At 44.7% G+C, this 25,944-nt stretch carries 26 protein-coding genes and 1 riboswitch; of the genes, 13 read left to right on the forward strand and 13 right to left on the reverse strand.

From position 1 onward, the window contains the following. Positions 1 to 69 precede the first annotated feature (69 nt). From CVD19_RS12360 to CVD19_RS12370, 3 genes are all read left to right on the forward strand, one after another. Positions 70 to 1,170 (forward strand): carbohydrate kinase, encoded by a 1,101-nt coding sequence (locus tag CVD19_RS12360; RefSeq protein WP_257985111.1) that lies wholly within the window; start codon positions 70 to 72, stop codon positions 1,168 to 1,170. Between the two features lie 19 nt (positions 1,171 to 1,189). After that, on the forward strand, positions 1,190 to 2,101 hold the full coding sequence (locus tag CVD19_RS12365; protein ID WP_101582174.1) for a pseudouridine-5'-phosphate glycosidase: 912 nt from the start codon (positions 1,190 to 1,192) through the stop codon (positions 2,099 to 2,101). Between the two features lie 381 nt (positions 2,102 to 2,482). After that, a riboswitch (cyclic di-GMP riboswitch) is annotated at positions 2,483 to 2,572 on the forward strand. A gap of 29 nt (positions 2,573 to 2,601) precedes the next feature. Continuing rightward, a complete protein-coding gene (locus CVD19_RS12370; protein ID WP_257985112.1) occupies positions 2,602 to 2,766 on the forward strand; it encodes an anti-repressor SinI family protein in 165 nt (54 codons plus the stop codon). Positions 2,767 to 2,932: 166 nt separating this feature from the next. Here CVD19_RS12370 and CVD19_RS12375 read toward each other — a convergent pair whose 3' ends face one another. Beyond that, a complete protein-coding gene (locus tag CVD19_RS12375; RefSeq protein ID WP_101582175.1) occupies positions 2,933 to 3,256 on the reverse strand; it encodes a helix-turn-helix domain-containing protein in 324 nt (107 codons plus the stop codon). A gap of 233 nt (positions 3,257 to 3,489) precedes the next feature. Between CVD19_RS12375 and CVD19_RS12380 the strand changes: the two genes are divergently transcribed. Beyond that, positions 3,490 to 5,172 (forward strand): acyl-CoA dehydrogenase family protein, encoded by a 1,683-nt coding sequence (locus CVD19_RS12380; RefSeq protein WP_374702887.1) that lies wholly within the window; start codon positions 3,490 to 3,492, stop codon positions 5,170 to 5,172. A gap of 1,001 nt (positions 5,173 to 6,173) precedes the next feature. Beyond that, positions 6,174 to 7,691, forward strand: coding sequence for a methyl-accepting chemotaxis protein (locus CVD19_RS12385; RefSeq protein ID WP_374702889.1), 1,518 nt, complete (start codon positions 6,174 to 6,176; stop codon positions 7,689 to 7,691). Positions 7,692 to 7,787: 96 nt separating this feature from the next. Here CVD19_RS12385 and CVD19_RS12390 read toward each other — a convergent pair whose 3' ends face one another. After that, positions 7,788 to 8,063 carry a late competence development ComFB family protein gene (locus CVD19_RS12390; protein WP_257985113.1) on the reverse strand — a complete coding sequence of 92 codons (276 nt, stop codon included), beginning with the start codon at positions 8,061 to 8,063 and terminating at the stop codon, positions 7,788 to 7,790. A 216-nt stretch (positions 8,064 to 8,279) separates the two neighbouring features. Here CVD19_RS12390 and CVD19_RS12395 point away from each other — a divergent pair, with 216 nt between their 5' ends. Together CVD19_RS12395 and map are read left to right on the forward strand one after the other, a co-directional pair. Next, positions 8,280 to 8,795, forward strand: a complete 516-nt coding sequence (locus tag CVD19_RS12395; protein ID WP_101582178.1) for a type 1 glutamine amidotransferase domain-containing protein — start codon at positions 8,280 to 8,282, stop codon at positions 8,793 to 8,795. Positions 8,796 to 8,962: 167 nt separating this feature from the next. Continuing rightward, entirely contained in the window at positions 8,963 to 9,709 is a 747-nt protein-coding gene (map, locus tag CVD19_RS12400) for a type I methionyl aminopeptidase (RefSeq protein ID WP_101582179.1), read from the forward strand. 38 nt (positions 9,710 to 9,747) lie between these two features. On the opposite strand, the gene CVD19_RS12405 is transcribed toward map, so the two are convergent. Together CVD19_RS12405 and CVD19_RS12410 are read right to left on the reverse strand one after the other, a co-directional pair. After that, on the reverse strand, positions 9,748 to 9,972 hold the full coding sequence (locus CVD19_RS12405; RefSeq protein WP_101582206.1) for a DUF1128 domain-containing protein: 225 nt from the start codon (positions 9,970 to 9,972) through the stop codon (positions 9,748 to 9,750). Positions 9,973 to 10,077: 105 nt separating this feature from the next. After that, positions 10,078 to 11,433, reverse strand: a complete 1,356-nt coding sequence (locus CVD19_RS12410) for an alanine/glycine:cation symporter family protein (protein WP_101582180.1) — start codon at positions 11,431 to 11,433, stop codon at positions 10,078 to 10,080. A gap of 195 nt (positions 11,434 to 11,628) precedes the next feature. On the opposite strand from CVD19_RS12410, the gene CVD19_RS12415 reads away from it, so the two are divergent. The 3 genes from CVD19_RS12415 to CVD19_RS12425 all read left to right on the forward strand — a co-directional run bounded on the left by CVD19_RS12415 (position 11,629) and on the right by CVD19_RS12425 (position 13,429). Continuing rightward, positions 11,629 to 12,099: a low molecular weight protein-tyrosine-phosphatase gene (locus CVD19_RS12415; RefSeq protein WP_101582181.1), complete on the forward strand. Its 471-nt coding sequence runs from the start codon at positions 11,629 to 11,631 to the stop codon at positions 12,097 to 12,099. Between the two features lie 12 nt (positions 12,100 to 12,111). Next, the gene (locus CVD19_RS12420; RefSeq protein ID WP_180953608.1) at positions 12,112 to 12,531 is read left to right on the forward strand and encodes a YtxH domain-containing protein; all 420 of its coding nucleotides are present in this window, start codon (positions 12,112 to 12,114) and stop codon (positions 12,529 to 12,531) included. An 82-nt stretch (positions 12,532 to 12,613) separates the two neighbouring features. Beyond that, positions 12,614 to 13,429, forward strand: coding sequence for a YihY/virulence factor BrkB family protein (locus CVD19_RS12425; RefSeq protein ID WP_101582182.1), 816 nt, complete (start codon positions 12,614 to 12,616; stop codon positions 13,427 to 13,429). Positions 13,430 to 13,539: 110 nt separating this feature from the next. Here the strand turns inward: CVD19_RS12425 and CVD19_RS12430 are convergent, their stop codons facing one another. Together CVD19_RS12430 and CVD19_RS12435 are read right to left on the reverse strand one after the other, a co-directional pair. Next, positions 13,540 to 15,459: a heavy metal translocating P-type ATPase gene (locus CVD19_RS12430; RefSeq protein ID WP_101582183.1), complete on the reverse strand. Its 1,920-nt coding sequence runs from the start codon at positions 15,457 to 15,459 to the stop codon at positions 13,540 to 13,542. 202 nt (positions 15,460 to 15,661) lie between these two features. After that, complete coding sequence (locus tag CVD19_RS12435; RefSeq protein ID WP_101582184.1) at positions 15,662 to 16,837, reverse strand: MFS transporter; 1,176 nt, start codon at positions 16,835 to 16,837, stop codon at positions 15,662 to 15,664. Positions 16,838 to 17,092: 255 nt separating this feature from the next. On the opposite strand from CVD19_RS12435, the gene cax reads away from it, so the two are divergent. From cax to CVD19_RS24735, 3 genes are all read left to right on the forward strand, one after another. Next, positions 17,093 to 18,154, forward strand: coding sequence for a calcium/proton exchanger (cax, locus tag CVD19_RS12440; protein ID WP_101582185.1), 1,062 nt, complete (start codon positions 17,093 to 17,095; stop codon positions 18,152 to 18,154). A gap of 173 nt (positions 18,155 to 18,327) precedes the next feature. Beyond that, positions 18,328 to 19,167, forward strand: coding sequence for a YfkD famly protein (locus CVD19_RS12445; RefSeq protein ID WP_101582186.1), 840 nt, complete (start codon positions 18,328 to 18,330; stop codon positions 19,165 to 19,167). A 155-nt stretch (positions 19,168 to 19,322) separates the two neighbouring features. Next, positions 19,323 to 20,210 carry a YtxH domain-containing protein gene (locus CVD19_RS24735; protein WP_180953609.1) on the forward strand — a complete coding sequence of 296 codons (888 nt, stop codon included), beginning with the start codon at positions 19,323 to 19,325 and terminating at the stop codon, positions 20,208 to 20,210. A gap of 215 nt (positions 20,211 to 20,425) precedes the next feature. Here the strand turns inward: CVD19_RS24735 and CVD19_RS12455 are convergent, their stop codons facing one another. The 7 genes from CVD19_RS12455 to CVD19_RS12485 form a co-directional block, all read right to left on the reverse strand. Next, on the reverse strand, positions 20,426 to 20,998 hold the full coding sequence (locus tag CVD19_RS12455) for a GNAT family N-acetyltransferase (protein ID WP_101582187.1): 573 nt from the start codon (positions 20,996 to 20,998) through the stop codon (positions 20,426 to 20,428). Positions 20,999 to 21,313: 315 nt separating this feature from the next. Further along, positions 21,314 to 21,880, reverse strand: coding sequence for a DUF4256 domain-containing protein (locus tag CVD19_RS12460; protein WP_101582188.1), 567 nt, complete (start codon positions 21,878 to 21,880; stop codon positions 21,314 to 21,316). A 113-nt stretch (positions 21,881 to 21,993) separates the two neighbouring features. Continuing rightward, a complete protein-coding gene (locus CVD19_RS12465; protein WP_257985114.1) occupies positions 21,994 to 22,431 on the reverse strand; it encodes an SRPBCC family protein in 438 nt (145 codons plus the stop codon). Continuing rightward, positions 22,428 to 22,766 (reverse strand): ArsR/SmtB family transcription factor, encoded by a 339-nt coding sequence (locus CVD19_RS12470; RefSeq protein ID WP_101582190.1) that lies wholly within the window; start codon positions 22,764 to 22,766, stop codon positions 22,428 to 22,430. The genes CVD19_RS12465 and CVD19_RS12470 overlap by 4 nt, the downstream gene beginning before the upstream one ends. Positions 22,767 to 23,000: 234 nt before the next feature. Next, the gene (locus CVD19_RS25725; protein WP_308314870.1) at positions 23,001 to 23,225 is read right to left on the reverse strand and encodes an SRPBCC family protein; all 225 of its coding nucleotides are present in this window, start codon (positions 23,223 to 23,225) and stop codon (positions 23,001 to 23,003) included. Between the two features lie 485 nt (positions 23,226 to 23,710). Beyond that, complete coding sequence (locus tag CVD19_RS12480) at positions 23,711 to 24,502, reverse strand: SDR family NAD(P)-dependent oxidoreductase (protein ID WP_101582191.1); 792 nt, start codon at positions 24,500 to 24,502, stop codon at positions 23,711 to 23,713. Positions 24,503 to 24,963: 461 nt separating this feature from the next. Continuing rightward, complete coding sequence (locus CVD19_RS12485; RefSeq protein ID WP_101582192.1) at positions 24,964 to 25,944, reverse strand: zinc-binding dehydrogenase; 981 nt, start codon at positions 25,942 to 25,944, stop codon at positions 24,964 to 24,966.

Raw genomic sequence — 25,944 nt, forward strand, 5'->3', positions numbered from 1 at the left:
TGAAATATATGTTGCTTAGTTCTAAACATATGTCTAAAATAAAGACAAATGTCCATTAGGGGGATCGGGATGATGAACGAAAAAGAAGCGTTGATTTTAAAGCTCATTAAGGAAGAACCGTTCATTTCACAGATGGATCTTGCGGCAAAGACGGATTTGTCGCGTTCGGCGGTAGCCGGATACATTTCATCACTGATCAAACAGGGAAAGATTTTAGGAAGGGCATACATCCTGCCTAGAAAACGGCAGGTGCTTTGTATTGGCGGGGCTAATGTCGACCGCAAAATCCAGACTTTGGGCAGGCTGGAATATGGCACGTCAAACCCGGCAGGAAGCTCGCAATCCTGTGGCGGGGTGGCAAGGAACATCGCGGAAACTTTAGGCCGGCTCGGATGTGACGTCGGTTTGCTGACAGTGGTGGGGGAAGACCATGAAGGCCAGTGGCTCCTCGATAATACAAGGGCATATGCAGATACTACCCCATCACAGGTGTTTCCAGGTATGCAAACCGGCACTTATACAGCCGTGCTCGATAACGATGGCGAAATGGCAGTGGCACTGGCGGATATGACGATCTATGACTCCGTCGGCCCCGATCTGCTGGAGAAAAAATGGGGCCATCTTGCCTCCTCAGAAATGGTGATGCTCGACACGAATTTTCCTGCGGAAGTGCTGGCAAAGGCGATCACCCGCTGTGAAGAGGAAGACATACCGCTTTGTATTACACCAGTGTCGTCCCCAAAAATAAAAAAGCTTCCCAAAAACCTGGCAGGGGTGACCTGGCTTGTCGCCAACAAATACGAGGCAGAGGCCCTGTCAGGCACGAAGATCAACAGTGAAGGCGACTTTTTTAGAACGGCGGAAATCATTATGAAAAAAGGGGTTCAAAAAGTCGTCATTTCCCGTGGGGACAAGGGCTTGATCTTTTTTACCAGAAGCGGAGAGGCTGGCGTCCTGCTGCCTCCGAAAATAAATGTGCAGGATGTGACAGGTGCAGGGGATTCACTTGTTGCCGGGATTATTTATGCCCACCTCAATGGGGTAAACACTGAAGATGCATGCAAAATCGGCATTGCATGCTCCATCCTTACCCTGCAATCGAAGGAAACGGTAAATCCCACATTGAACAATAAGCGGCTTCAGGAGACTTTTAAACAATACTTTAATTAATTTAAGGAGAGACATCATCATGTTAGAAAAATGGCTTGAATTTTCACAGGAAGTACAGGAAGCGAAAATGGTAAATAAACCAGTGGTGGCACTGGAATCAACCATCATTTCCCATGGAATGCCCTATCCGCAGAATGTGCAGACTGCGCGGGAAGTGGAAGACATCATCCGCAAAAACGGAGCGGTTCCCGCGACAATAGCTATCTTAAACGGCAAAATTAAAATCGGGCTGTCAAATGAGGAGCTTGAATTTCTCGGGCAAAGCAAGGATATTGAAAAAGCAAGCCGCCGCGACCTGCCCTTTCTTCTGGCGACAAAGAAAAATGGAGCGACTACTGTGGCAGCCACAATGATTTGTGCCGAGCTGGCAGGCATTGAAGTGTTTGTGACGGGCGGCATTGGCGGGGTTCACCGGGAAGCGGAAATCACAATGGATGTGTCGGCAGACCTGCAGGAGCTGGCAAAAACAAATGTTGCTGTTGTTTGCGCGGGGGCAAAATCGATCCTGGATATCGGCCTGACCCTAGAATACCTTGAAACACAGGGAGTTCCGGTTGCGGGCTTCGGAACTGATGTGCTTCCGGCCTTTTATACACGGACAAGCCCATTTAACGTGAATTTCCGTTTGGAAACAGCGGAAGAAGCGGCAGCGATGATCCGCGCGAAGTGGGAGCTCGGGCTTACTGGAGGGGTTGTCATAGCCAACCCGATTCCTGAAGCAGATGCCCTTGAGGAAGGGTTCATTACCAACGTGATCGAACAGGCACTTCAAGAGGCGAAAGAAAATCAAATCACCGGCAAACAGGTGACACCATTTTTATTGGGCAAAGTGAAAGAACTGACAGAAGGCAAAAGCCTGACCGCCAACATTGCCCTCGTCAAGCATAACGCTGAAGTAGGCTCGAAAATTGCTGTGCACCTGGCAAAATAGGAAATCAGCCCTGGCAGGCTTGTTGACAAAGGTTTTTCAACAAGCCAGTCCTGCTGATTTTTTTGTATATCCTGTCCAGGTTTTACATATGTACACTGGAGCGGATATCAATCCTGCCAAAATGGAACGAGAAACATTATAAACGTTAAAACTTTTTTGAGGGTAGGAGCCTATTAAATTATCGACAAATGTTTATTGTAACCGACATAATCTTTATTTAGTTGACCGAAATTTCCGAAAAAATATCTTGGAACATACAATATTTGTATGGTTTTGGCAGAAAATATTCATGCACACGATTTTTCACCTGACAAAAAATAACATAATAATCGAAAAGAACCAGTTACAATAGCTTTGTGAAGTGAAAGATAAGCTGGTTATCACAGAAAAGGGCAAACCTGTTGAAAAACGGGGACGCAAAGTCACGGGTCTAAGGTGGGAGAAGACTGCTAGGATGGCCGGACTGCCTGGAATACGATTCGTATTTTGGGGGGAAAAAAGTGATTAAAGAAAAAGAACTGCCTGGAGAGCTGGATAAGGAATGGATGCAGCTAATAATGGAAGCACTGGAACTAGGGATAGGAAAAGAAGAGATCAGGGCATTTTTAAACTCCAACAATACGAAGGAGTTATGTGGCAAGGAAGCGGGCTCCAGGCATACATAAAGAAGATACGGTTTCTTTCGGCACTCTTTTACCAAGAGATGCTTTTTTTATGCCGCTATCTGTTTTTAGAAAGGCCAGCATATTTAAGTGGCCTTTCTAAGTAGCGTGCCAGCCCCGAAAAGTTGGTTGCGGCCGGCATTCCTGTCGCATGCTGCTTTTGCTTTCCTTATTTACTTTGAGTGAGTCTCCATTTATTAAATTCAAGAAACTCGCGGAACTGATCTTTTGTGATGCCGGAATTCATTGCCTCTTGGACGAGATTTAACCAGTCAGAATCCATTTCATCCTTGTTAGGATGCTCATGGATCAGGTAATCCAACGGCACTTTAAGGACAGCGGAAATTTTCTCGAGAAATTGAATAGAAGGATTCGTTTGCAGATTCCTTTCAAGCGAACTTAAATAAGATTTGGCAACGCCTGCTTGATCGGCAAGCTCGGATAAGGACATTTTTCTTTCTTGGCGCAGTTTTTTCACACGTTCACCAATCACCAGACTCACAACCCCTATTTATTATATATATATTTATCATAACAAATCTGATCAAAGAGTTCCATATTAAGAACAGATTATAACCTTTTAACTATTGATTTATATCTAATGTACTATAATTTTGGTGAAATTTCACGGTGGCATAATGTTATAATTAATTTACAGAATTTTAAAATAATAATTTCAGCAAGCTTGTCGAGCCGTGACAAAAAATATTTCAAGAGGAGGACGATATGATGAATTTTTACCGGGAAGATCCAAACCTTTCATTTATTTTGCAGCAATATTTAGATGAAGACTTTTTCAAATGGGCCGATGGGAAGCTTGACGAATTTGGGGAACGTTGCGGTACAGAGATTGATGAAAGGGCGGTACATACGGACAGGGAGGGACAGCCCCGGCTTATTAAATATGACCGGAATGGAAATGATGTCTCGCATGTCTGGCTGAACGAGGGTTATAAAAAAACGGTTGAACAAACCTATAATACCGGCATCGTCGGCTTTGTCCACAAGCCTATCCCGGAATTGTACCGTGAAGGAAATTATGTGTACTCCTATGCCCAAGGATACTTGCTTTCCCAGGCTGAACCCGGTTTTTATTGTCCGGTCACGCTTACCATGGCTACCGCCTATTTGCTCGATGCCTACGGGGACAAAGAGCTTAAAGATAAATACTTGCCACATGTCCTGTCGACGGGCGAGACTGAACTGTTTGAGGGGGCAACATTCCTGACAGAACGGCAAGGCGGCTCTGACGTCGGGGCTAATGAAGTGAAGGCTGTATTCGAGAACGGAACATATAAAATTTATGGGGAAAAATACTTTGCGTCCAACGCCGGGGCTTGCGGAGTAGCGATGGTTCTTGCCCGCAGGGAAGGGGCCCAGAGTGGGACAAAGGGCTTAAGTCTGTTTCTTGTTCCCTGGAAGACAGATGATGGCATCCTGAACAGCCTGGAGATCCGCCGGTTGAAGGATAAGCTTGGTGTACGGGCTGTGCCATCCGGTGAAGTGGTGTTCCATGGCTCGGAGGCGTATCTGGTTGGGGATGCTGACAAGGGATTTTACTACATGATGGAAGCGCTTAACCTTTCCCGTGTCTGTAACGCCGTGGCGTCTGTCGGAATCATGCAAAGAGCATTTTTGGAAGCCAAAAAATATGCATTTTCACGAAAGACATTTGGAAGTCTTCTGGCAGACTTCCCGATGGTGAAGGAAACCCTTGTGAAAATGGCAGCCAAACAGGAGGTTGAAACTGGGGCGGTGTTTTCCTTGATTTCCCTTTTTGACCGGATCATGAGGAAAACAGGTCCAGTGAAAAATGAGGGCCATGCCATGAACCGGCTGCTTATTGCCCTTTTAAAAATGGAAACAGCTGAGCAGGCAATCCATTTTGCCCATGAATCGATTGAAATGCATGGCGGCAACGGCTATATAGAAGATTTTGTCACCCCCAGGCTGTTACGGGATGCGCAGGTGTTGACCGTATGGGAAGGGACGGCCAACATCCTCGGCCTCGAAATTCTCAGGCTGATCAAGAAATTTGACGCAAGCCGGCTGTTTATAGACGAAATGAATGAAGAATTACAGCGGCTGCCACAAAATCTTCAGAAATACAGTGGACCAGTGCAGGCAGGTATTTCCAAGCTGAATGAGTTATTGACCGTGCTTGCATCATCTGATGAAAATACCCAAACCTTACACAGCAAACGCGTAGCAAAGCTCATGGTAAAAATTTATGAAAGTATTTCAGCATTGAAGGATGCTCAGGCAGGTGGGCGCAGGAAGGAGATTATCGCCCAGGTGTTCCTTAATGACACATGGGGGCTGACCGCTGTCATTGATGAAGAAATGCTGTCGCTGAAGCATTTCGATGAAATCCTTTATGTGAAGGAAGTGGCGAAGGTCAATTCGTAGCAAATCATAAGGGGTAAATCCGCTCCTAAGTAACGCTATTTTGAGCAGGAAGGCTGCAAGTGTCCTGCTAATATGGCAGGGCCCGTTTATTTAAAGATAAGAAAGTGAAAAATTTTCGTCATTCCACAGTATCCGTTGCTGTGGAATTGTTATTTTACATGCCAAACATTATAAAACGAATCTTTTTGATGAAATCCATGATTGGGAGCCGGATTCTGGGTGACGCAAACAGGTATCGGCGAGCTGGTTCGGTCTAGCCAGGTTCTAGGCCACGTAAACAGCTATCGGCAGGCTGGTTCGGACAACTAGCCGGGTTCTACGTGACACAAACAGGTAGGGTTGATTCGGTATTCCAGGAGTGTCCGACGGGGGAGGCAATGACACCGGCAATGTTTTTATGCGATAAATGTGGCGGGAAAATATACCTTGAGTATTTTATAAAGGAGTACTAGGAAAGAGTGCACAATTTCGGATGTTCTGTGAACAAAAGAACCGGGCGGTTTTTGCCCGGTTTTTCTTCATCAGGCTTAGTAAAGGACACAATTCGATAAATATTGCAAATGTCCAGCATTATTTTTACAGTCAATATATTTTTCACGGGCAATTATGATAATTTAGTGAACTTGTTTAAAATTTATCGTAGATTGGTCGATAAATACAAATGGAGGTATTGATGTCCAATTCAGAGCTGCTTAGCGATATCCATCGTAACAGCCTGCTGGTTGATTACAGCAAGGAATTCGGAATGGATTAGCCTTGATAATTTCCATACCTCCGAATTTGTGAAAATTTTGTTATAAGCAAATGGGGAGGATTTATGCTTGGGGAAATTAAAAGAGCTTAAAATTTCAACAAAATTCATGTTGATTACGGTCATTTTGCTGATTGTGTTTTCAGCGCTTATTTCAATCATTTTGAATACTGTCGTTGCGGGGTCGATTAAAGAAGCAGCAACAGAGAAAGCAAAAGGAGATCTGCAACTGGGATATGACCTGATTGATATGCGCTATCCAGGAAACTGGAAAGTGAAGGATGGAAAGCTCTATAAGGGCTCAACGATGGTAAACAACAATGAGGAAATGGTTGACTACATAGCCGGTTTGACTAATGGAACGGTAACCATTTTCCTTGAAGATACACGCGTTGCGACGAACGTCGTCAATGAAGGAAAACGGGCTGTCGGAACGCAAGCCAGTGAAGAGGTCGTTAAGCAAACATTAAAAGGCGGCAAAAATTATTACGGTGAGGCGGTTGTTGTCGGGAACCAATACCAGACGGCCTACCAGCCGATTAAAGACCATACAGGGAAAACGCTCGGAATGTGGTATGTAGGAGCACCGGTAGATATGGTAAGTGACGCGATCGCACATATCAACATCATATTATTTTCCTCGCTGGCAGGGCTGATTGTTGTTGGGCTGATCATCATTCTGCCATTTACGAACCGCATGAAGAAGCGCCTCTTTACATTAGGCGAGGCACTAGAGCAAGCTGGTGAAGGAAATTTTACGGTGGACGTTGCCGACAGTACAGGCGATGAGATATCGACACTGGCTGCCAGCTACCGGAAAATGCGGGGGAACCTGTCAGGACTCGTGATGCAAATCCGCGAGGCAGCCGAAACGGTTGCTGCTTCGGCCGAGGAGCTGAATGCCGGAGCCGAAGAAACGGCCAGGGCAACAGATTCCATTGCAAGTTCGGTTCAAGAGGTTGCCAGCTCTGCTGAACAACAGGCGGCCCATACTAACCAGTTGAATGAAACGGTTCATTCACTAACCAAAGGAATCAAGAGTATCGCGGTTGGTGCCGGCCAGGTACAAAAATCAACTGAGGAAAACACAGCTGCGGCGAAAAATGGCGTGACGATCATGGAAAAAACACGCAACCAGGTTATGGTCATAAATGAGATGACAAACTCAACATCCGCATTTATCCAGCATTTAAATGAAAAATCAAAAGAAATCGGCAATATCATCAACATGATTACCGCGATTTCGGAACAGACGAACCTGCTCGCCCTGAACGCGGCAATTGAAGCAGCCAGGGCCGGAGAACATGGCAGGGGATTTGCGGTAGTCGCCGAGGAAGTAAGGAAGCTGGCTGAACAGTCAAGCGTGTCTGCCGGACAAATCAGGGAATTGATCGTCGGTATTCAACAAGACATTTCCCGTTCAGTTGAGTCAATGGAAAACGGAAGATCCGCAATCAGCGAGGGCATAGAACTCGCCGGCTCTGCTGAAGAGTCGTTTACAAATATCAGCAATTCGATCGGGGACATTCATGGCCAGGCAGGATTGGTATCACAATCTGTAAATGAGATGGATCGCGGTACCGGCCAAATGCTGCAGGTGCTTCAGGAAATTGTCGTCCAAATTGGGCAGACATCAGAAGCAGCCCAAACAGTTGCTTCTGCAACGGAACAACAAAATGCGTCCATGCAGGAAGTCAATGCCTTTTCGCAAAGCCTCAGCAGCCTTGCCGAAGAATTGAGAAATTCCGTTAGCCGATTTAAGCTGTAGGCATTTGCCAATGAGCATGCAGCCTTCGATTTAGTTACGATCAACCACGCCTTATAAAGGATATAAAGGAAGCTGCCTCATTTCGGGCAGCTTTTTCTAATGTTTTGGATATTTCCCAACGAGGTGGATGGCACTGATGATCCGTTTGTTGATCCATACCCTGTTTTCCTGGGTATTTAGCTGCTCAAACACCATCTTTCTTCCGTCATCAGTCGTGACGTAGTGGCTTGGGAGTGTGTTTAAACTAATCGCAATTATATCATTCCTGCACTTCTGGCAGCTGCAGAAGGTCTGGTAGTCGGGGCTCGTCATCAATATATTCACAAGGGTCGACACGACTTCTTCCATCACATTCATATACCCATTATTCATGCTGTCCCTCTTTCATCCTGATGTTAATACTTTGATTATAATTAAAATGAAACCAATAAAATATAAAAATGCTGCGGCTGTTGGAAAATAGGTATTTTGGACTACGTACCAGGGATAAACAGGAAACTGCTAATATGGCGTTTTCTCACTGGCCGGACAGGGAATGGAACATAATGTGTCCATATTTGAAATATATGAAGGGAGAGAAAACTTGCTATGGGAAAAAAGATTGCCTGTTTAGTAACAGATATGTTTGAGGATTCGGAATACCTGGAGCCGGCTAGAGCTTTTATGGAGGGCGGCCATGAAGTAGTCACGATTGAAAAGGAAGCAGGAAAGACGGTGAAAGGCAAACAGGGAGAAGCCACCGCTAAAATCGATGTGGGAATTGGTGAAGTATCACCTGATGACTTTGATGCACTGTTCCTGCCCGGTGGGTTCTCACCGGACCAGCTTCGCGCTGATGACCGCTTTGTCCAGTTTTCAAAAGCGTTCATGGATGCGAAAAAACCAGTGTTCGCAATTTGCCATGGCCCACAGCTTTTGATAACGGCAAAAACGCTGGACGGCAGGACTGCAACGGGTTATAAATCCATCCGGGTAGACCTTGAAAACGCAGGTGTCAATTTTAAGGATGAGGAAGTTGTTGTCTGCGGAAATCAGCTGGTGACAAGCCGTGAGCCGAAAGACATCCCTGCTTTTAACCGTGAGGCCCTGAACCTGCTGAAGTAAATTCCGTTAGATCCGGTAACGCCCACCACTACATTTATTAGACCCTTTTGCGATAAACAGCAAAAGGGTTTTTACATACAATGAAAAGTATAAACTTTGAAATCGAGGCACTTCACAGTTAATATTAAAGACAAGGATTTTTGGGCAAAAGCCAGGGAGATGAAGGCATGATTGTATTAAAATCGGCACGGGAAATTGAAAAAATGATGGCAGCCGGCAAATTGCTGGCTTCCTGCCATAAACAACTTTCAAAGCTTATCAAACCAGGCATTACTACCTGGGAGATTGACGAGTTTGTGGACCGGTATCTTAAACACCATGGTGCCACACCGGAGCAAAAAGGCTACAGGGGCTATCAATATGCGACCTGTGCGAGCATCAATGATGAGGTTTGCCACGGATTCCCACGAAAGGAAGCTCTGGCAGAAGGAGATATCGTAACAGTTGATATGGTAGTCAACCTGAACGGTTCACTGGCGGATTCAGCCTGGACATATGCTGTCGGCAATATTTCGGCTGAAACGCAAAAGCTGCTTGATGTTACAAAAGAGGCTCTATATAAAGGGATCAGGCAGGCCCAGCCTGGAAACCGCATCGGGGATATCGGCCATGCCATCCAGCAGTACGTTGAAGGAGAGGGCTTTTCTGTCGTAAGAGAATTTATCGGCCATGGCATCGGTACAGTCATCCACGAGAAGCCTGATGTGCCGCATTTCGGCCTGCCGGGCAAAGGGCCGCGCATCAAAGAGGGCATGGTGTTCACAATCGAACCGATGGTCAACGCAGGTGAATGGCCGACAAAAATGGATGCTAACGGCTGGACAGCACGCACGGTCGACGGAACAAATTCTGCGCAGTATGAGCACACGATCGCGATTACGAAGGATGGACCGGTTATTTTGACTGAACAATAAATACAAAAAGCCGGGTTTTTCCGGCTTTTTGTTTGATGTCACTGCTTTCTAAGATTCCCGAGCTCTTCGGCAATCGCCTGCATTTCATTCGGGCTGAAGGAATTCTTTTTCATGATCATTTCATATATATCCCGGAGCTCTTCATACATTTCCCCGTCAAAATGGGAGGGCTTGATTGCGCCCATATTCAGGACATTCAGTTTTTCTTTGATTTTTTCTATCATATATTCAACATTTTCTGGTGATTTTTTTGACAAGTCCACTCCGATCATCCTTTCACCTATATAACATCATCTTTCCATGTCCTCTAGTAAATGTCAAACAAAAATCCGGCCGCAATAGCTGAGGCCGGATTGATTTTGCCAACGTTAAGCACTGATGGAACGCTGCTGTGCTTTTTCCTGCTTGATTGTATTGACGATGCTCCTTGTTTCGGCGACAACAACACCAGACAGCCCGAGCAGCCCGATCAGATTTGGAATGGCCATCAGCCCATTCATAATATCCGCAATGCCCCAGACAACATTCAATTGGGAAACCGCACCGAAGAATACTGCAATGACGAAAGCGATCCGGTAATATATTACGATTTTTTTGCTGAACAAGTAGGAGAAGCATTTTTCTCCGTAATAAGACCAGCCGATAATCGTGGACGAGGCAAAGAACAACAAACCGATTGCAACTACGATGGAGCCTGAAGAGCCAAGGAACTTTTCAAACGTAATCGTTGTCAGCTCGGCAGCGTTTGTATCTCCGTTATACAAGCCGCCCATCACGATGGTAAGCCCGGTTATGGAACAAATGACAATCGTATCGATGAAAACCTGCGTCATGGATACAAGCGCCTGGCGGCCGGGAAGATCCGTTTTGGCGGCAGCGGCCGCAATTGGGGCAGATCCCAGCCCTGCTTCATTGGAGAACACGCCCCGGGCAACACCCCAGCGGATCACGGTACCAATCGCCCCGCCTGCTACAGCCTCTCCTGTGAAGGCATCCGTGAAAATCAACGCTAGGGCATCCGGGATAAGGCCCAAGTTCATGACCATCACCACAAGCCCGGCAATCAAGTAAAATAGCGCCATGATTGGTACAAAAAACGAAGTGACCCGGCCAATGCTTTTAATCCCGCCAAGAATGACAAGAGCGGTAAAAATGGTCAGGACAATGCCTGTTGCCCAAGTTGGCACAGAGAAAGTGGATTTTACGACTTCAGCCACCGAATTCGACTGAACCATGTTTCCTATTCCAAAAGCTGCAATTGCGCCAAAGAATGCAAACAGGACTCCGAGCCATTTTTGGCCAAGGCCCCGCTCCAGGTAATACATGGGGCCGCCAGACATTTCACCGTCCTTGTCCACTATGCGGTATTTTACAGCTAAAACGGCTTCAGCATATTTGGTTGCCATACCGACAACAGCGGTAATCCACATCCAGAAAACAGCACCAGGACCGCCGGTAAAAACAGCTGTTGCCACACCCGCTATATTTCCGGTTCCCACCGTTGCTGCCAGTGCTGTCATCAACGCCTGAAAATGTGAAATATCCCCCTCTGCGTTATGGTCCTGTTTCCTTGTAAATGCCAGCTTAAGGGAGTACGGCAGCAGCCTTAATTGCAAAAAGCCGATCCGGACTGTTAAATACAGCCCTGTGCCGACAATGAGCACGAGCAGCGGCGGCCCCCACACCCAGCCGCTTATCTTGCCAATCCACTCCTGTAAAGACATATAACAGATCCTCCTCCTAAGTGAAATATGTAATATAAAAAGATTGCTCCAATAAGAATATTCTGAAAATATGACAAATGTCAAGAAATAGCATGGATTTTTATTTTAATATTTCAAAATTTAAGTAAATCTGCGACAAAACTTGCATGGATGCCGGAAAATCGAAGAAAATGGTAATGAGGAGTGAAGCAAGAGATGATTAAAGTTTTATTTGTTTGTCTTGGCAATATTTGCCGCTCGCCCATGGCAGAAGCGATGTTCCGGGATTTGGTAAAACGGGAGGGCCTGGAATCACAGATCACGGCAGATTCTGCGGGCACCGGGGATTGGCATACAGGGAAGCCGCCCCATGAAGGGACACTCGAAATCCTTTCGAAATACAGCATAAATGCGGAGGGACTGAAAGCACGCCAAATATCACCAGACGATTTGGAGCATTTTGACTATATAATTACGATGGATGCGGAAAACCTAAGAAATGTAAACAGGCTTTCTGCTTCCGAAACAAAACCGGTGGTCGCCCGGCTGCTGGACTTCAGTGGCCCTCCCGGGCGAATGGATGTTCCTGACCCTTATTTCACAGGCAATTTTGAAGAAGTGTACGAACTTGTAAAAGAAGGCTGTGAGGGTTTGATACAAGACATTAAAGAAAAACATCAATTATAAAGGAGGATAAAGATGAGCAATTCGAGAAGATTTTGGATGGGGGTACTTCTTGGCGCAGTCACAGGCGGAGCGTTAAGTTTGCTAAATAAATCGACAAGACAATCTGTTAAAGAAGATTTTAAAGTAGCATCGGGCAGCGTCGCATACATTGTGAAGCATCCGGATGAGTTTTTCAGCCAGGTAAAAGAAACCGCGGAACAAGTGCGTTCCACAGTACAACAAGTTTCCGAAGATGTATCTTACATTGCGGAAAAAGTTGAGGAAATGAAGGACGTTCCTCCCCAGGTTGCACATATTGTTGAAGATACAAAAAAAGCGTTCATCCACAGTGGGGAAGGTTCAGCATCCGGGAATGAGCATACAGATGGCCAGGCATTCAGGACTGCAGCAGTCGTTGATACAGATATTAACAGGAGCCCTGAAATTCATTAAAACGGGGCGGCCGCCGGTACGTATTGCCTTTTATGATTAAACCCTTTACGTGTTGAAGCAGGAAAGCAAAAGGGGTGATAATTTGATCGATTTATCATTTATCAGGCATCTTTGGAAGAGGATACATGTCGATGAAGTGCCAGCGCTGGCTGCGCAGCTAGCCTATTTCTTTTTGCTTTCCTTATTTCCGTTATTGCTTTTCCTGATCACACTTGTTCCATATACGCCGATCACACAGGATGATATCCTCCGATTCTTTCAGGACTATGCACCTGGTGAGACTATGGAGCTCATAAAAGGTAGCCTGGACGATATTATGGAAAGAGACGTAAAGCTTCTATCTATCGGAGTGATCGGCACAATATGGACAGCATCAAATGGGATCAACGCTGTGATCAGGGCATTTAATAAAGCCTATAGGGTGGAAGAAACCAGATCATTTTTGGTTTCAAGGGCGATGGCAATCATGCTTACACTGGCTATGATTTTTGTATTTCTTGTCGCGCTGCTCCTGCCTGTATTTGGCAGGGAAATCGGCATCTTTCTGTTCACGAAGCTTGGAATGAGAAGCGAGTTTCTTTCCATTTGGGAAACGCTGAGATGGCTGATCAGTGTTTTGATTCTGTTTGTTGTGTTTACTGGCTTATATTGGATCACACCGAACAAGAAACTTCGCTGCATTACAGCATTGCCCGGATCAATCTTTGCAACTGCTGGCTGGGTCATTGTTTCATGGGGATTTTCATTTTATGTCCGGAACTTTGGCCATTATTCGGCGGCCTATGGGAGCATCGGAGCAATGATTGTGCTGCTGACGTGGCTTTATTTATCAGCTTATATCATCATTATCGGCGGGGAAATTAACGGCTATTTGAGCGAAAGGCAGGAAGGCTGTTAAATCCCGGCCATCATTCTACAATGTGAGTAATAAACATTGCGCCCCCGCCATGGCCGCGGGAGCGCTTCTTTTCGTATTGCTATGATGCAAGTAAAGCCGGCAAAACTGGTTTATTTAAGGAGCCTCAAGCTGTTTAAAATGACAAGGATGGTGCTGCCTTCGTGGCCGATTACCCCATATGGCAAATCGAGAAATTGCAGGAAGTTGGAAGCGATCAGAATCATAATTACGAAGATGGAGAAGATGACATTTTGCTTTACAATCCTGTTCATTCTGCGGGAAAGGTGGATTGCCTCTGCAATGCGCGACAAATCATTTTTCATCAGCACAATGTCGGCTGTCTCAAGAGCGACATCGGTTCCTTCGCCCATGGCGATCCCGACACTTGCAGTGGCAAGCGCAGGTGCATCATTGATGCCGTCCCCTACCATCGCAACCTGGCCAAACCGTTCTATCAGCTTCTTCAGTTCATCGACTTTCGTTTCCGGCAGGCACTCGGCGACATATTCGTGTACATGGCTCTCGGATGCGATTGCTCTTGCCGTCTTTTCGCTGTCGCCTGTCAGCATCACTGTATAAATGCCTTCGGATTTTAACAAGTCGACAGCTCTTTTCGTCTGGTCACGGACCACATCCTGTAAAGCGATCAAGGCAGCAATTTCATCATTGCGCTGGACAAACACGATTGTCTTGCCGTTACCTGCCAGGTCTATGGCGGCCCCGTCACCGAAAGCTTCGGCCCGGATCCTGCCAACAAAGTCTGCCTTGCCGATTTTCCAGTCTTCATTTGCGTAGTGCGCTTTTACTCCCCAACCTGGCACGTCTTCGATGCTTTCAGGGTGGATAAGATCCCTTCCAAGCTCCTTTTTCGCATAACTGACGATTGCCTGGGCGAGCGGATGGTTGGAATGGCTCTCGATTGATGCGGCTTTCAACAGGACATCATCCCTGGAAAGCCCCTGTTTGACAATTACATCTGTAACTTCCGGCATGCCTTTTGTAAGCGTGCCGGTCTTATCAAAAGCAATGGCTTTTAAGTGGGCAAGATTTTCGAGATGCACACCGCCTTTAAAAAGGATGCCATGCCTCGCCCCATTCGAAATGGCCGACAACGTGGCAGGCATGATCGAAGCCACGAGTGCACACGGGGAAGCGACGACAAGCAGAATCATTGCGCGGTAAAATGTTTCGTTCCAGCTCCAATCAAGCAAATAATGCGGCAGGAACATCATGAGCGCAACAACCGCGAGCACTACTTTTACATATGTTCCTTCGAATTTTTCTATAAATAGCTGAGATGGTGATTTTTCACTTTGAGCTGACTGTACAAGCTGGATGATTTTCTGGAAAAGTGTTTCATTGTTGGGCTTTGTGATTTCTACCGTAATGGAACCTGTAAGGTTCACTGTGCCGGCAAACACATCCTCTTCCGGGTTTTTCGAAACAGGAATGGACTCACCCGTGATCGCTGCTTCATCAATATTCGTCTGCCCCTTGAATATTTTTCCGTCAGAAGGAATCCGCTCACCTGGCTTTACTAAAATCAAATCGCCGACAGCCAATTTGGAAACATGGACCCGCTCTTCTCCGTGATTGGTAATCCGCAAGGCCTCCTCCGGCTGGAGCTCCATCAATGACGATATCTCTTTATGGCTTTTGTTCATTGTATATGTTTCTAGCGCGCCGCTCATCGCGAAAATAAAGATTAACATGGCGCCTTCTGTCCAATATCCGATGATTGCCGACCCAATGGCCGCAAAAATCATCAGCATCTCTACATTTAATTCCCTGTCTTCAATCGTGGCTTCAATGCCCTCTTTTGCTTTTGCAAAACCGCCAATCGCATAGGCAAGCACAAACGAAATGACCGAAGCTGATGAATGGTCAGCTTTGCCAAGCAGCCAGCCTGCAGCAATGAGAATCCCGCTTACAATGGCAGCGATCAGTTCAGCGTGCGGCTTTATTTTTTCAAGCAAACTCAACCTGGCGACAGGACGCTGCTTCATTATTGCATTTGCTCCATGTTCCATTATTTTCTCCTCCCTTTGTTCCGTATTACCCTTAATTGAGAAAAAGAATCACAATCACTACCCCTAAAAAACACGAAAGCTGCCATCCTGTAGATGACAGCAGCAAAACCTGGTCCTATTTATTTATCTGTATTTTACCATACATAGTATGTGATTTTAAAGGAATATGCCACTGTCCAATATGGCGTTTCCTGACAGATCTTCAAGAACTCTCTTTGTTTATAACTCCAGCTGGCTGGAACACAAGCAATGCGAGGAAGATGAAAAGGAGCATACCGCTTATCACATAGAAAAAACTGGCTCCCTGCAGATGTTCAATTGCCAGCCCGCCTATAAAAGGGCCCGAGATGCTGCCGAAGCTGAAGAACATTCCGCACATCAGGTTGCCGGCAGGAAGCAGTTGTCTTGGCAGCAGGTCTGCCATATAGCTGATCCCAAGGGAAAATGTGGAGCCGACGAGCATCCCGGTGATAAAGAAACAAATCAAGAGGCCGGTGATCGATTCCTGCAGAACCCCGGCTGCTGTAAAACAGATGAAACCGGACAGCATGACCGCGAGCAGGATCATTTTTCGCCCAAACCGGTCGCTTAACATGCCAAGCGGCAGCTGGAATACAATGCTCCCCGCTGCAAACGCAGGCAGAATGATCGAAACAGCACTGACATCCAGATCCATCCTTAACGCATACACCGGGAAATTACCGTTCAATGATGCTTCCAAAAAACCATAGCCGAATGGAGGCAGGAACGCCACCCAGGCATACTTGAAAACCTTTCGGAACCGTTGGATTGTGCCACGATAACTGCTCGTTTCCACGTCACTTTCGGGATGCTCATTTTTAAGCATCCAAACCGCAGCCCAGGCAGCAAGGCTAATCGCCGCTGAAATCATAAACGGCGCAGTTTCATTAATCTTTATAAATTGGGTCATGAGCGGGCCGGCTGCAAAGCCAAGCCCGAAAAACAACCCGTAAAGGGAGATGTTCCGTCCAAGCCGATCCTTGGGCGAGGACGAGGTAATCCATGTTTGGGTCCCAAAATGAAGCATATGGTCACCGATGCCGATCACAAGGCGCAGAATGAACCAGAACCAGAATGATTTCCAGACGGGGAACATGGCGAGAGATAAAGCAACCGCCAACCCGCCGGCGAGAATAATCGGCTTATAGCCGAATTTTCTGAGTGGCGCTTCCATCAAGGGGGATGCAAGTAAAATACCAATATATAATCCTGTCGCATGAAGGCCATTCATTGAGGAAGAAACGCCGTCCTGCTCAAAAATAATCGCTATCAACGGCAGTAGCATTCCCTGTGAAAAACCTGAGATTGAAACGATGCTGACCAATATCCAGAAACGAAGTGCCGTGCTATTTTTCATGAAATTTCTCCTGACAAAAAATGTTTATCCTCATAGATGGTATCTAGAAAAAATATTGATTGCAAGAAAAAGATGTTTTTTTAGTTTTGCATTGGGAAAAAAATAGTATAATCTCATAGGGTAGTAAATTAGGGGAAATCCTAGAAGCAGAGGAAAAATTTATATCAAAAGTTAGTGATGCATTTTTCTAAATCGTTTATTTTGGCGGTTAAATCCGCCGGCAATAAAAAATATAAAGTATTGTGAGGAAAAGACATGACAAATAAGGTATTTATGATTATGACCTTTGTGGGAGTGCCGCTCTCGGTCATTGGGACGATGATGCACTGGTCAAGCATCCTGCTATTCTTAATCTACTGTTTAACAATTGTCGCATTGGCCAGCTATATGGGGCGGGCCACAGAGAGCCTGGCAATTGTGACAGGGCCACGGGTAGGCGGATTGCTGAACGCCACTTTTGGGAACGCTGTTGAACTTATCATCTCCATTTTTGCACTCAAAGCCGGACTTCACACTGTCGTTCTTGCTTCATTGACAGGTTCGGTACTTGGGAACCTGCTGCTAGTAGCCGGTTTGTCCTTTTTTATGGGAGGGATCAAATATAAGCGCCAGCATTTCAACGTATATGACGCGCGCCATAATTCCGGCCTCCTGATGTTTGCAATCATAGTGGCATTTGTCATCCCTGAGGTTTTTTCAATGGAAATGGAAGCTGGTGAAACACTTTCATTGAGTGTGGGGATTTCGATCATTTTAATCGCCCTTTACGTGGCGGCCCTGCTGTTCAAGCTTGTCACACACCGCGGGGTTTACCAGTCCACACATGAAAACGGCGCGGGCCACCATGACGAAGAACCGGAGTGGGGCAAAGGCAAGTCCCTGTTAATTTTGGCCGCCGCGACTATTGCTGTTGCATACGTAGCAGAGAATCTCGTCCACACGTTCCATACAGTGGGGGAAACGTTCGGCTGGACAGAGCTGTTTATCGGGGTGATCATCGTCGCCATCGTCGGTAACGCTGCAGAGCATGCTTCCGCAATCATCATGGCTTACAAAAACAAGATGGACATCGCCGTTGAGATTGCCATTGGTTCCACTTTGCAAATAGCCATGTTCGTCGCACCGGTCCTTGTTTTGATCTCGTTCCTGTTCGAAAAACAAATGTCACTTGTATTCACATTGCCTGAGTTAATTGCGATGGTGTCATCAGTACTCCTGACGATCATCATTTCAAATGACGGGGAGACCAACTGGTTTGAAGGCCTCACCATGCTTGCTGCCTACGTGATCATGGGAATAGGATTTTACCTGTTGTAATGAAATATGCAAAAACTCTGTTCCGCCTGGGGCAGGGTTTTTTGCAGTGGAAATTAAACAGCTGCTGGCCGAAGTTCCAGATAATTTCTTAAAGAACGGATAATCTTGTCTGACTCCGAAAAAACTATAAGCACACTTATCCAGTTTTTAATAGTGAAAGGAGTCAGGACACCATGAAAAAAACTTCTCTTTCCCTGTTGATCATCGGTTTGGCTTTGATGCTGTCTTATATGACACCAGCTTCGGCAGGGAAGGGCAAGCATCCAAAACCACATCAGCCGAAACATGAAGAAAAAGCAAATTATACCATCCCGGATTCAGTATTGAATATTACAAAGGAAAATACATACCCAAATCCGGCCCAGGACCTTCCGCTTCTTCAGCCAAGTGAATTGACTGAGGAGCTGATTGACACTTCCAGGGTTAAAATTGAGAATCCAGACTTGATCAGGATGCTGAATGAAACATCGATAAATACCACACCGTTTGCCATTGGCTACCGGGCAATCATTTACCTCGGGGAATGGCCGTTAAGCTACCAATCAACAGAAACGTCCCCGAATTGGGAATATCAAAAAATTAACACGAATTATTATGATAACCGCGGTGGAAATGCTGCCTATAAAATCCATTACGTCCAGGAACAGCAAAAAGTCATCCGCGGCGGATTGACTGTAAAAATTAAAAAAGCGGAAGATGTGCAAAAAATGATGCTGATCAAGGCAGCTGAAAAAACCGGCCTCCCTCTTGCGTTTGAGACAATCATCGGAGCCGGAACAACAAAAAAGGATCAAATCTATAACATTCAGCCCCAGCGCCTTGGCTACTTAAATGCCCATGCATCAGCTATTAACGAAAAAGGAAAGGTCACTTACGGGGAAGTGTACATCATGCTGAAAGGCCGTAAAAAATTCATCGTCGTTAAAAATGTGACATCACAGGGAATCGGCGCCTGGATTCCGGTCCAGGACCATGTATCATTCGGTTTCATATCGAGCGACCGTCCAAGGTAATAAGCAAAACCGCAGGAAACGAACATTTCCGGCGGTTTTTTGTTTTTAGGCAATTTGTCCGGTTGACAAAAAATAAGTTTAACCTGTTTATCCGTTGCATGCGCAGGGAAATAGATAGACATACCATTGAAACATATTAAAGGAGGAAGAATGATATGTCTGACAATATTCTCTCAAATGACCCGCAGAATATGGATCCCAGCTTGAATAATCAAAGCAGCACCAACTGGAATCAAGCAATGGACAGCCAAAGTACCAGCATGGACTACGGCATGAACAGCCAAAACAGCACCATGGATTACAGCATGAATAACCAGCATAACAGCAAGCTTCTCCGTGGTGTTCTGATTGGCGGCATGATTGGCGGTTTAGTTGCACTGCTTGATACGAACACCCGCAACAAATTGAAGGATACTGCCCTGGGTGTAAAGGATACATCTCTCAATATGCTCAATGAAGTCAAGAACAATCCAACAGAAGTGAAAGACCAGGTGGTTACACAATTCAGGGAGGCTTCCAAGGTGTTAAAGGAAGCAATCAGTGATGCCCAGAGCCTGTACGAGCGATTGAATAGTGATGTGTTCAGTAAAATGGGTGATGTCAAGTCCCTGTCAAATGACGCAATGAGCACAGCCATGGAAGCGAAGGAAGGGTTGAAGGACATCGGCTCCAAAGTCAAAGAAGCCAGTTCTACTATTCTCGAAAATCCAGTGAATGGCGGAAATGAGCCTTCCAGTTCAACAATGTCAACTGAGTTAAGCAGCTCAACATTGTCAACCGGGTCATCTGACTCCCCTGGCATGTTAGGATCAACCATGTCAACTAGCACCACTGGTACAAATGGAACATCCGGTTCCTCACTGAGCAGCAGCTCAACAAGCGAGAACTTTAACAGCTCAGCAAGTTCAAATACAAGTTCAAATGTAAGTAAAACGGAATCTTACGGCACAGGAATGGACAGCACCCAGTCCAGCCGCAGCAAAGAAACTTCAAACAGCGTTTCTGTCAAACCGAAAGACCAGAAGAATGATAACAATCGATAATCAAGACTAAAACGGCCTGAGCAAATGCTAACGAGTTCGGTTTTGAAGTGCAAAATTCGATTTAACAGTGCTTTGTGCAATTAAATTAGCATAAAGATTCGCAGCAGTTTGGAAAGAAAATCAGCTCATAAAATGCTTGGAGACCTATTGCTCCAAGCATTTTATATATCAGTCTTTATTGAAGTTAAAGCACCCGTTTGTTTAAGTACAATTCTTCACAATGTATCTGTACACTTGGCATAAATACAGGTATCCGTAAGCCGACAACCATCTGCTGATAAATCCTCATTTTTTAAAATCCCTTCTAACTCAAAGCCTAACTTTTCAGGGATTGCACGGCTTTTTAAATTTGTGGATTCACATCGAATTTCAATCCTTTTAAACTTAATCAGATTCAAACCTAACTCAGTTAAACCTTTTATTGCTTCTAACATATATCCATTACCACTATATTCAGTATTAATCCAATAACCAATATGACATTTTGAAATGTTCCAGTTTACTTCTTCAAAACTTGAAACTCCTATAAAATTATTAGATTTTTTATGGAAAATAAGGAAACGAAAACTTTCTCTGTTAAGAAAGTTAATATACGCTTTTCTCAGGTTTATTTCAGTTTCTTCAGCTGTTGGAATGGTCTGGGCAAATGGCAACCAAGGCTTTAACTCATTTATGGAATCTCTTATAGCTTTATTTACAATACTACTGTCTACTGATTGTCTTGGTGCTCGTAGCATTAGTCTTTCTGTTTCGAATTGTAATGGTATATCTAATAATAAAGGATTCATTTCAATTCCCCAATCCTTTTAAAATTATAGGATTTTTTTCTTGAACAATCCTGCCCCGTTGTTCAATAAGAAGTTCAACAAAAAAGCAATTAATAGAGAGAACAGTATTGAAGAAAGAATTTGGTGTTTGTTTTCAATTACATAATTTGCATAGTGTTTTAATGAACTATGTAACTCAGAACCATTAGAATCTTTATACAACTGACTTCCTCGTTATTTCAATATGCCTCATAAAAATGACTGGATTACTATCATTTAAAGCCATTCCCCAAGAAATCCATTCTCAAAATTCAAATTTAGCTGTTTATACAAAATTTAGACCCTTAGCGAGCCACGGAAACCCCTTGCAGCATAGTAGGATTCCGCTCCATTGTGGTATACAAATACAGTGTCGTAGCGATAATCACAAAAGATGGCCCCGCCAAGTTTTCTAATGCTAGCAGGTGTTTGCACCCAGCTCGATGTTTTCATATCGAAATTTTCAAGTTTCTGCAGCATCCGGTATTGTTCTTCCGTTAAAAGTTCAATTCCCATAGCAGTTGCCATATCAATAGCGTTATTTTCTGGTTTGTGTTTTTTTCTTGACTCCAGAGCTTCACTGTCGTAACAAACACTTCTGCGACCTTTAGGACTTTCCGCTGAACAATCATAAAAAATGTATTCGCCCGTCTTTTTATCATGGCCAACAACATCCGGTTCACCGCCAGTTCCCTCCATTTCATTGAGCGACCACAGTTTTTCAGTATTAGCTTCGATCTTAGCTTGTACTTTACCCCATTCGAGACCTTTATGTCGGTGCATGTTTTTCTCAAAACGGGCTTTTAAAGTTCTGAGTAGTTCTTCACGTTGTTCTAGTGGCAACTCCTTATTTCTCTTTGTCATATTAGTTTCCCCCTTGGTTTTCTTCATAATTGAATAAGGGCTAAACTGCTCCTTAGTACAATAACTTCAACAAAAAGATGCGTTATCCTTCTTGGATAAACGCACCCGTTTGTTTAAGTATATTTTTTCACAATATCGTCGAGCGCGTCGGACCAGCCGTCGTACACGTACTGATCGCCGGGGTGACCGGCGAATCCGCGCAGGTGGAAAATCATCTCGGTGCGGTCGCCGTGTGCGGTGAGGGTTAGGGTCACGACAGGGGAGTTCTCGATGGGAGCATCGGGGTAACCCCAGGTGAAAACGAGCCGTTCGAATGGTATGACTTCCAGAAACACACCTCCGGTGAGATACTCCTCTCCGGTCTCGATGTTGACCATCGTGTAGCGGTAGCGTCCGCCTTCGCGAACGTCGAAGGAGATGGTCTCCAGGGGTGTCGAAGGCAACCAGTCGGCGAGTTCCTTCTCCTCGGTCCAGGCGCGCCACACGAGCTCGCGGCGTGCATTCAGGGTGCGGCTAATGGTAAACTCCGGTTCAGATGTTGGCATGTTCATTGTTCCTCCTTTATGGTCATGGTCTTGAGGTGTTCTTCCAGTGCGTCGAAGCGCTGGTTCCACTCGCGGCGGTGCTTCTCGACCCAGGCCGATACCTCATCGAGAGGCTTGGTGCGAATCGTCAGGGTCCGCCACTGGGCGTTTGTTGTGCGTTCGATCAGCCCTGCTCGCTTCAGCACTTTGAGGTGCTGGGAGATCGCGGGTGCGCTTATCTCGAAGAGCTCGGCGACCTCCCCGACTGTCGCGGCACTCTGTGACAGCCTGGTCAGGATGTTTCGGCGCGTCGGATCGGCGAGCGCAGCGAAGATGAGGCTGAGTGTGTCCTTCGTGGTCAATTAAACAACTCCTTAATTAAGGATATGATTAACTATATATCACAATGTGTGGTCATGTCAAATATCTCTCACCATATTTTACCATAGGGCCGAAGATCTTGTTTAACTATTCTGCACCGTTTGTTCAATAAGGAATTCAACAAAAAAAAGGCGGCCAATTCTTCTAAGATCAACGCAACCGTTAGTTGAACATGGATTATTTTTATTAAAACATTCCTACTTTCTTCGCATTCTTTAGGAATGTCCCATCATACGCATGTCCAGCTGTTCAAGCACAATAGGCCATGACTGTTCGTGCTGGTTCTTTGATTCCTCATTTGGAAAACCTGCGTGCGTAAGTCGCAGTTGGGTGCCATTGTCGGTAGGTTTAAGTTCAACTGTGACAACCGTTTCAGCTCCATTTGTTCCCCCAGCCAGCTCCAGTAACCCACGTAATTTCCACGAGACGGTCTTGCTCAAGCCTTAGAAACCATCCGTAATGAGAAGCACGCTGTTCCTCACTATGAGTTTCGAGTTTATACCTTGTCTCAAAAAAGTAGACTGTGTTAACTTCTCCCTCCATTAATACAGTTCCAGGAGCTGCAAACCAACAATTGAACTGCTTCGTCCACGCTTGGAACAGTACATCGGGAGGTGCTTCCATTATGCTTAAAGATGGGGATTTTTTTTAGTAATGAATCTTTGTTTCCTTTAAACACTACACTACGTTTAACAAGAAAAAAGCGACCATTATGGCAGCCAGTTCTTCAACTAGTTCTTCTCTTTCCCTTAAATTGGTGACAAATTAAGCTTACTTTATTACGGACCGTTAATTATATAGATTAAAAATAAGTTCAAACATCATTTTTCAGGAAACACTTAAAAAACTCCCCTTGATCTGCTCAGGAGGAGTGTAATATTCTATAAATGAAAAAATGAATGCTTCAATAATGTGAATTTTGATATTACAATGATCTAATAATCCCGCCCTCTACCCTTTGGGCTGTGCCATTAATCGCTGATGCTTTTGATGACGCCAAAAACACAATGGTATTTGCTACTTCCTCTGCACTTGCAAACCTTTGAATTAATGACGTAGGTTCGTTTACTTTAAAATAATCTTGGATAAATGTATCCAAATCTTGCCCTTCTGCCTTGGCAGCACCCTGCATATAATTTTCCACACCCTCGGTCCAAGTAGGACCAGGTAAGATAGAGTTGACCGTTACGTTCTTTCCTTTTGTTAACTCCGCTAAACCTCTTGATAAGCTTATCAAGGAAGTTTTTGTCATTGAATATGGAATCATTTGCGGAAGCGGTTTAATACCTGCTTCACTGGCAAGATTTAAAATTCGCCCAGTATTACGTTTTAGCATCTTTGGTAAAAAATAACGGCAAAGGCGAATCGCGCTTAAGACATTTACCTCAAAATAGCGGATCCATTCCTCATCTGTTACCTGTTCAAATTCTTTAACCTCAAAAACACCTAAATTATTAACTAATACATCTAACTCGCCAATCCGTTCTATCGCTTCGGTTAACTTACGGGTTTCATCTTGTTTCGATAAATCAGCAGCAATACCGTAAACTTTGCCTAGATTAGAAAATTCATTTACTACTCTATCTACCGTTTCTTGCTTTCGACCGTTAATAATAACTGTTGCTCCTTCTTGTAAAAAACATTTGGCTGTTACTTTGCCAATTCCTGCTGTTGATCCCGTTACTAATACGATTTTATTCTGCAATCCAAGTTCCATTGTAAACAACCCTTCTATGTGAAAAATTATCATTTAAACAAAAGATATACAATCCCAGCTTTTAAAGCAAGTGGAATCACTTTCGAAAAGGAGAACAGAAAAAGGGATTGTCGCAGCAATCCCCTTCCTCTATTAATGCACCCAATTTAAAAATAAAGAGCACAATTCATGTTACAGAAATGCGCCCGATTGCTGAAGATCAGAACTACAAAATTGCTATAAGGAATAGATTAGTCCTTATTGAACTAACGCACCCTATAGTTTAAGAACATTTCTTCACAAACTTACCAGATGGTAGATAATTTAATTAAGGAAAAATAGAAAAAAATAAAATAAGAACATTAAAAAAAAGACCATATTCGGTCTTTTGTTTTCCATTGAAATTTTTAAATGGCATCCCCAGTGGTTGATTTCTTCCACTATTCAAAGGGCTAGCGCTTTCTTATACAGAATTTTTAATCTTATTTTATTTTCGCTACAATTTTCCCCTTCACATGTCGCTCTGAAAGACGGGATAAAGCATCCGGAACTTCCTCAAGGCTTATTATTTCTTTTAACATAGAAGAAATTTTCCCTTCATCCACTAACTTAAGCATTTTATCGCCTATTATTCCCAGATCTTGTTGAGCCTTATGACTACCGGATTGGTGTGCTGCACCGAGGGCAATTTCATGATACGAAACCGATTTTGTAAACGGCTTTATTTTTGTAAAATCAGGTGTACCTGAAATAAAGACGATGTGTCCCAAGAAAGCTAGAGCATCTAATGAATCCGTTGCACTTTGTCTGCTTACTGCATCCACCACTGCATCGACACCGCGCCCGTTCGTAATCTCCATCACTCTTGAGGTCACATCTTCTTCTTGGTAATCAATGACATAATCTGCACCAAGTGATTTTACATACTCGTGGTTATGCCTGGAAGCAGTGGAAATCACCTTTTTGCCTGCATGTTTGGCTAATTGAACACCAAATCCCCCTACCCCGCCTGCACCGCCATGAATTAGAATGGTTTGAATTTGATCCATTGGCAGTTTACGGAATAACGACTGGTATGCGGTGTACCCGGCTGTCGGCAAAGCTGCCGCATCTTCAAATGTTACTTCGTCCGGAATTCGAGAAACAGTATGTGCCGTGGTAACAGTATATTCTGCATAGCCACCTTTCTTTGTAAGGTCTCCATGATAGACTACTCTATCTCCTTTTTTCCACTCAGTGACCCCGTCACCAATCTCTGCCACTGTACCTGCTACGTCTAAACCAAGCATATGAGGATAAGACCAGTTGGAATTGCCACCAGTAGCCGTTTTATAATCTACAGGATTTAACCCAACCGCATATACCTCAACTAATATCTCTCCTGGACCGGGATTTGGTGTTTCGACTTCTTCTACATTCATGTCTTTCCATTTACCTTTTTCACGCAAGAGCAATGCTTTCAT

Origin of the sequence: Bacillus sp. T33-2, assembly GCF_002860205.1 — a bacterium.
GTDB lineage: Bacteria > Bacillota > Bacilli > Bacillales > Cytobacillaceae > T33-2.

Coding starts and splice junctions, on each gene's coding strand:
- CVD19_RS12445 (WP_101582186.1), top strand. CDS start 18,328: ATGAAAAAAACTTCTCTTTCCCTGTTGATCATCGGTTTGGCTTTGATG.
- CVD19_RS12390 (WP_257985113.1), bottom strand. CDS start 8,063: ATGAATAATGGGTATATGAATGTGATGGAAGAAGTCGTGTCGACCCTT.
- CVD19_RS12420 (WP_180953608.1), top strand. CDS start 12,112: ATGAGCAATTCGAGAAGATTTTGGATGGGGGTACTTCTTGGCGCAGTC.
- CVD19_RS12395 (WP_101582178.1), top strand. CDS start 8,280: ATGGGAAAAAAGATTGCCTGTTTAGTAACAGATATGTTTGAGGATTCG.
- CVD19_RS12460 (WP_101582188.1), bottom strand. CDS start 21,880: ATGACAAAGAGAAATAAGGAGTTGCCACTAGAACAACGTGAAGAACTA.
- CVD19_RS12410 (WP_101582180.1), bottom strand. CDS start 11,433: ATGTCTTTACAGGAGTGGATTGGCAAGATAAGCGGCTGGGTGTGGGGG.
- CVD19_RS12465 (WP_257985114.1), bottom strand. CDS start 22,431: ATGAACATGCCAACATCTGAACCGGAGTTTACCATTAGCCGCACCCTG.
- CVD19_RS12365 (WP_101582174.1), top strand. CDS start 1,190: ATGTTAGAAAAATGGCTTGAATTTTCACAGGAAGTACAGGAAGCGAAA.
- cax (WP_101582185.1), top strand. CDS start 17,093: ATGACAAATAAGGTATTTATGATTATGACCTTTGTGGGAGTGCCGCTC.
- CVD19_RS12380 (WP_374702887.1), top strand. CDS start 3,490: ATGATGAATTTTTACCGGGAAGATCCAAACCTTTCATTTATTTTGCAG.
- CVD19_RS24735 (WP_180953609.1), top strand. CDS start 19,323: ATGTCTGACAATATTCTCTCAAATGACCCGCAGAATATGGATCCCAGC.
- CVD19_RS12415 (WP_101582181.1), top strand. CDS start 11,629: ATGATTAAAGTTTTATTTGTTTGTCTTGGCAATATTTGCCGCTCGCCC.
- CVD19_RS12485 (WP_101582192.1), bottom strand. CDS start 25,944: ATGAAAGCATTGCTCTTGCGTGAAAAAGGTAAATGGAAAGACATGAAT.
- CVD19_RS12435 (WP_101582184.1), bottom strand. CDS start 16,837: ATGAAAAATAGCACGGCACTTCGTTTCTGGATATTGGTCAGCATCGTT.
- CVD19_RS12480 (WP_101582191.1), bottom strand. CDS start 24,502: ATGGAACTTGGATTGCAGAATAAAATCGTATTAGTAACGGGATCAACA.
- CVD19_RS12430 (WP_101582183.1), bottom strand. CDS start 15,459: ATGGAACATGGAGCAAATGCAATAATGAAGCAGCGTCCTGTCGCCAGG.
- map (WP_101582179.1), top strand. CDS start 8,963: ATGATTGTATTAAAATCGGCACGGGAAATTGAAAAAATGATGGCAGCC.
- CVD19_RS12360 (WP_257985111.1), top strand. CDS start 70: ATGATGAACGAAAAAGAAGCGTTGATTTTAAAGCTCATTAAGGAAGAA.
- CVD19_RS12385 (WP_374702889.1), top strand. CDS start 6,174: ATGCGCTATCCAGGAAACTGGAAAGTGAAGGATGGAAAGCTCTATAAG.
- CVD19_RS12455 (WP_101582187.1), bottom strand. CDS start 20,998: ATGAATCCTTTATTATTAGATATACCATTACAATTCGAAACAGAAAGA.